General features: G+C 57.9%; 4 protein-coding genes and 1 pseudogene. 1 reads left to right on the top strand and 4 read right to left on the bottom strand.

Translation table 11 applies throughout. The features are described from left to right. Together H6B10_RS12360 and H6B10_RS12355 are read right to left on the bottom strand one after the other, a co-directional pair. A pseudogene (locus tag H6B10_RS12360) lies at positions 1–185 on the bottom strand (arginine decarboxylase); the annotation flags it as partial. A 649-nt stretch (positions 186–834) separates the two neighbouring features. Further along, positions 835–1302, bottom strand: coding sequence for an Hsp20/alpha crystallin family protein (locus H6B10_RS12355; RefSeq protein WP_204651885.1), 468 nt, complete (start codon positions 1300–1302; stop codon positions 835–837). 283 nt (positions 1303–1585) lie between these two features. Here H6B10_RS12355 and H6B10_RS12350 point away from each other — a divergent pair, with 283 nt between their 5' ends. Continuing rightward, positions 1586–2329 (top strand): 4Fe-4S binding protein, encoded by a 744-nt coding sequence (locus H6B10_RS12350; protein ID WP_204651884.1) that lies wholly within the window; start codon positions 1586–1588, stop codon positions 2327–2329. Positions 2330–2400: 71 nt separating this feature from the next. On the opposite strand, the gene H6B10_RS12345 is transcribed toward H6B10_RS12350, so the two are convergent. Beyond that, the gene (locus H6B10_RS12345; RefSeq protein WP_204651883.1) at positions 2401–4530 is read right to left on the bottom strand and encodes a PTS transporter subunit IIABC; all 2130 of its coding nucleotides are present in this window, start codon (positions 4528–4530) and stop codon (positions 2401–2403) included. A 169-nt stretch (positions 4531–4699) separates the two neighbouring features. Next, positions 4700–5246, bottom strand: a 547-nt coding sequence (locus tag H6B10_RS12340) for a PRD domain-containing protein (protein WP_204651882.1), incomplete at its 5' end; no start/stop codon positions are given.

Below are 5246 nucleotides of genomic sequence, written 5' to 3'. Positions count from 1 at the left end.
ATGCTGTTCACATCCACGCCCACGCATTGCTGGCCCAAAAAGGCCGTCAGTTCGGGGTTGCCGCGCCCGCGCTTGTGGCCGGGCACGTCAAAGGGCACCACCCGCATGCGGCGGAAATTTTCCAGCGCCTCGTGGATCGGCGCGCGGCGCTGGTCCAGACGGGTGTGGTTTCCGTTCCCGTTCATCTTTTCCTCCGTCCCGTGGTTCCCAAAACAAAAAACGCAAGCCGTACCCCAAAAGGGTGCAGACTTGCGTTTGTATTCGCCATTTTTCGCCGCAAAGCGCCCTGTCCTCCTGATGGAATGAGGGCAAGGGCGGGGCAATTGTATGTTTGGCGTATCGTGTCCAGAGTCTATATAGCAATTCTACTTTTACTACTCTTATTGACCGTTTCACAAGTCTGCGTGCGGGCACGCAATTTCTGGTTATCAAAGGAACCAACTTATAAAATTTGAGCTTTTAACTCAATCAATAAGGCAACCCAAGTTGCCGATCGGCAGTGGACCCGGCTGTCCGTATGGCCTTAGCCCCTGATGGGCGGTCCCAGGTAAATTGCTTTGAAAAACTCCTACACGATTCGTCTTTCAAAATCGTGGTTATCGTACCACATCGTCCGAAAAATGTCAATGAAAAATTTTACAACTGCCGGTAAAATCCCCGTAAAGCGGACAGAAGCCAAAGTCCCCAAAAGCGTACCGCTTGCCGTGGGTGTACAGACACGCGACCGCCGCGGTTTTTCCTGCCCGTTTATGCTTTTTGCGGTTCTTTGCAGGCAGTTTTCACCGCAAAAAAGGGGACCATCCCCTGCGGGATGGTCCCCCTTTGCGTATCAGATCACAGGATCTCGATCTGGTTGGGCTGCTTATCCGGCAGCTTTTTGGCCTCCGCCTTGGGCAGGCTCAATTCCAGAATGCCGTCCTTGAAGCTGGCCTTCACATCCTCGGGCTTGATCTGGTCACCCACATAGAAGCTGCGGGCGCAGGAACCGGTATACCGTTCCTGACGGATGTAATGGCCGTCGCTGTCCTTCTCGTCCCGGTCCTCGTTGCGGCTGGCCGTGATGGTCAGGTAACCATTCTGCAGATCCAGCTTCACGTCCTCTTTCTTGAAGCCCGGCAGATCCACGAACATGTCGTACCCGGTCGCGGTCTCCCGCACATCGGTTTTCATCACATTAGCGCTGCGTTTGCCAAACACGCGACGCGGGTCCGCCGCCTGCATCATGCGGTCAAAGTCGCGGTCCCAATCGTTCTGGAACCAGTCATCCAACAAAGCATCGTGAAACATATAAGGAACCATCATCATAAGTCATGCCTCCTAAATTTATCGGATACCGGTGTTTTTTCCGGTGTCGTAGGTGATTTTTCCGTTCCTGGGGCGGCAGGTCTTCCGCGGGGCTTTCGCCCTGTTCCCTTGGAACGCCTTTATTATAGCACCGCAAAATTAGCACTGTCAACAGTAGAGTGCCAATGTTTACATTTCATGCAACGTTTGTTCACAAAATATGCGATTTTCCCCGGGGCTGTACAAACCACCCGGAATTTTGTATGATAAAGGCACCCTAAACATAAAGAAGGTAATGCAAATGGTGTATCAACTGATTTTCAGCCCCACCGGCGGCACTCAGGCCGTGGCAAACGCTTTGGCAGGCGGCCAGGTGATCGATCTGTGCGACCGCAGCGTGAACTTTAGCGCCGTGACCCTGACCGGGCAGGATGTAGCGGTCATCGCAGTTCCCTCCTATGGCGGCCGCGTACCGGAAATTGCCGTGGAGCGGTTGAGCAAAGTGCAGGGCGGCGGTGCCCGGGCCGTTTTGGTCTGTGTGTACGGCAACCGCGCCTACGAGGACACCCTGACCGAACTGGCAGACACTGCCCAGGCCGCCGGGTTCCGCACCGTGGCTGCCGTGGCCGCGCTGGCGGAGCATTCCATCGCCCGCAAGTATGCCGCAGGCCGCCCCGACGAAGCCGACAAAGCCGTGCTGAAGGATTTCTGGCGCAAGATCCAGGCCAAACTGGACGCCGGGGACACCACCGCCCCCGCTCTGCCCGGCAACCGGCCTTATAAAAAGCGCGGCGTGCGCAGCATCGTGCCCCAGGCCGGCAAAGACTGCACCGCCTGTGGCCGCTGTGCCGCCGTCTGCCCGGTGGGCGCCATCGACCCCGCCGCCCCGAAAGTCACCGACAACAGCAAGTGCATCAGCTGCATGCGGTGCATCGCCCAGTGCCCGGTGCACGCCCGCAGCCTGAACCCCGTGCTGGTGGCCGGGCTGGAGCTGGCCCTGAAGCCCCTGTGCTCTGCCCGCAAGGAGAACGAGCTGTTCCTGTAAGATTATACAGCACAAAAAGGAGCGTCCGCTCACGCGGACGCTCCTTTTGTATTGTGCCGGCTGCGGCAGTCTTACTCCACCCGCAGCAGGTCCTGGCCGGGTTTCACTTCGCCTTCGGCCAACGTTTTGACTGCCGTGTAGCGGTCGGTGTTGCAGACGATCAGCGGCGTGGTGACCAGGTAGCCCGCCGCCTTGATGGCGTCGATGTCAAAGCTGATGAGCAGGTCACCCTTCTTGACCTTCTGCCCATTCTTCACATGGGCGGTAAAGTGCTCCCCGTTCAGTTTGACGGTGTCGATGCCGATGTGCAGCAGCAGTTCGGCGCCGCCCTCGGTCACCAGGCTGATGGCATGGTGGGTATCAAACAGGTTATCCACGGTGGCATCCGCCGGGGCGTAGAGTTTGCCCTCGGCGGGCTCAACGGCCACGCCGTCGCCCAGCACGCCGGAGGCAAAGGCTTCATCCTTCACATCAGCCATGGCGACTACCGCACCGGCCAGATGAGCACCAAAGGTCTCGGCCGGGACAGCTTCCTTGGGGGCTTCTTCCTTCTTGGCAGGGGCAGCGGCAGGGGCTTCCACCGCCACGGGTGCATCGGAAGTCGGGCTCTCCATATAATCCACCAGATTGGACTTGATCACGGCCACCTGGGGTCCGTAGATCACCTGGATGCCGTTGCCTTTGTGCACCACACCGGAAGCACCGCTCTGGCGCAGCATGGCATCGTTGACCTTGGCGGAATCCACCACCGTCACACGCAGACGGGTGGCGCAGCAGTCCACGTCGGAGACATTGGCCTTGCCGCCCAGGCCCTGCAAAATCAGCGCCGAAACCGCATCGCTGCTCTTGGCACCGGCTGCATCGGGGCCTACGCCGGTCTTTTCTTTGAAGTCGGCACGGGTATAGAGTTTGGTTTCTTCGCCTTCGTCCTCACGGCCGGGCGTCTTGAGGTTCATCTTGGTGATCATGAAGTAGAAGGTGAAGTAGTACAGCACAAAGTAGAACACGCCCACAATGACCACCCAGATCCAGTGGGTCTTTTCGTTGCCCTGCAGGATACCGAAGAGAGTCAGGTCGATGAGGCCGCCGGAGAAGGTCATTCCCACGCCCACGTTAAAGATATGCATGAGCATGTAGGCCAGACCGGCATAGACGCAGTGGACGGCGTACATGGCAGGAGCCACAAACAGGAAGGTGAATTCCAGCGGTTCGGTAATACCGGTGAGCATGGAGGTCAGCGCCGCAGAAAGCAGCAGACCGGCTACCACCTTGCGCTTTTCGGGGCGGGCGGTACGGTACATGGCCAGCGCCGCGCCGGGCAGGCCGAAGATCATGAGCGGGAACTTACCGGCCATAAACCGGGTAGCGGCAACCGAGAATTCCACCGTATTCTTGGAAGCCAGCTCGGCAAAGAAGATGTTCTGGGCGCCCTGTACGGTCACACCATCGATGATGGCCGTACCGCCCACGCTGGTCTGCCAGAAGGGGATGTAGAACACATGATGCAGGCCGAAGGGAATCAGGGCACGCTCGATCAGGCCGTAGAGCCAGGTGCCCGCGTAACCGGAAACCAGCACCAGATTGCCCAGCATGGAGATACCGGTCTGTACCACAGGCCAGATGTAGAACATCAGGATACCTACCACCAGATAGACGGCCGTGCAGACGATGGGTACAAAACGGGTGCCACCGAAGAAGGAAAGCACCTGGGGCAGCTGGGTTTTATAGAAGCGGTTGTGCAGTGCCGCCACGCCCAGACCGACGATGATACCGCCGAAAACACCCATCTGCAGGGTGGTGATGCCCAGCATGGAGGTGGTGGTGTTGGGGGCCATGGCCTCCACACCGCCGGCGGCGTTGATCATGGCGCTGATGGCGGTGTTCATAACCAGGTAGGCAATGGCACCGGACAGCGCCGCCACTTCCTTTTCCTTTTTGGCCATACCGATGGCCACGCCCATGGCAAACAACAGGGCCAGGTTATTGAACACGGCGCTGCCGCACTGGTTCATGATATCCAGCACCGTGTAGATCATGGTGCCGGGGTGGATGACGCCGGTCAGGCCGTAGGCCTCCAGCATGGTTTCGTTGGTGAAGGAACTGCCGATGCCCAGCAGCAGACCGGCTACCGGCAGCAGGGCGATGGGCAGCATAAAGGAACGGCCCACACGCTGCAGCACCCCAAAGATCTTATCTTTCATACAATATCCTCCTTGACAAATCCAGATTCCAAATATAAAAACAACCCTACTCTATATATAAAAACAGACCCATACGACCCCGCCGGGATCCATCGGCAGAGTCATACAGGTCTAGCCTACACAACCAAAGGTGCAGTAACTATCCATTTTATTTGATTGTTGCCTGCCGTCAGGTGGAAACTTCCTGCAGGTCGCCCGCCACTCGTTTCAGATGGATGGTCAGGTAGATCAGCTCCTCCTGGGAGAGGGTCTGATGCCAGGTTTTTTCAATATATTCGGCCACGCACTGGGCGCATTTGTAATGCTGCTTGCAGTTGCGGGCGATCAGCGCACGGAACTCCGCGTCGCTCTCGTTGTCGGAATCGGTCATCATCTTGCCCTGGAACAACCGCTGGGCAAAGTAGCGCAGATGCACCACAAACCGGTGGAAGGTCAGGGATTCCCGGTCAAAAGCGCCCAGGTCCCGGTAATAGTATTCTACCACCTGGATGACCCCTTCGATCAGGCGGGTGATGTCATACATCTCGCTCATATCGGTGTTGAGCTCGGCGTTGACGATGTGCAGCGCAATGAAGGCTGCTTCGTCGGGGTTCAGCTCCACACCGCACTGTTCCCGCACCATGGCCAGGCACCGCTGGCCCAGCTGGTACTCGGTGGGATAGTAACAAAGGATACTGCCCGCCAGGGGATTTTTAAACTCGATGCCCTGGGCTTTG

Source organism: Gemmiger formicilis, assembly GCF_016901605.1.
In the GTDB taxonomy this organism is placed as follows: Bacteria; Bacillota; Clostridia; order Oscillospirales; family Ruminococcaceae; genus Gemmiger; species Gemmiger formicilis_B.
Note: the sequence above shows the minus strand (reverse complement) of the source record. Positions and strands in the feature narration are given on the sequence as shown.